Origin of the sequence: Streptomyces sp. SID3343, from assembly GCF_009865215.1 — a bacterium.
Lineage (GTDB): Bacteria > Actinomycetota > Actinomycetes > Streptomycetales > Streptomycetaceae > Embleya.
This window is the reverse complement of record NZ_WWJX01000984.1, coordinates 1-410: the sequence shown is the minus strand read 5'-3', so window position 1 is coordinate 410 and position 410 is coordinate 1. Positions and strand designations below refer to the sequence as shown.

The 410-nt window shown below is 77.6% G+C and carries 1 pseudogene; it reads right to left on the bottom strand.

Annotated elements, in window-relative coordinates:
* A pseudogene (locus GT354_RS30650) lies at positions 1 to 410 on the bottom strand (helix-turn-helix transcriptional regulator); the annotation flags it as partial.

The following is a 410-nucleotide window of genomic DNA, read 5'->3' as shown; positions in this document are numbered from 1 at the left end:
CCACGCCCTCCGGCCCGATCTCGGGCGGGCGCCGGCCCGGCCGCGCCGCCGTGCGCTCGGCCAGCTCGACGAACTCGTCGGCCACCGTCGACCACCGGGCCACGCCCGCGTCGTCGCCGGTCAACCGCGCCTCCCCCACCGCGTCACCGATCGCGGACAGGACCAGCGCGGACAGTCGGATGCCCACGTCGGGGTCGATGGTCTCCTCCGACAGGTCGGCTATCGTGCGCCGGGCCCACCGCACCGCCGCGTCCGGGTCGTGCCGGCGGCCCGCCTCGTCGGTCAGCACCAGGCCCGCCACCAGCGACGCCATCCAGTTGAACGGCCGCCGTTCGAACAGGGCTCGGGCCCGCTCGACCACGCCCGGCTCGCCGCGGCCCAGCGGCACGTACAGCGCGGCCTCGGCCACG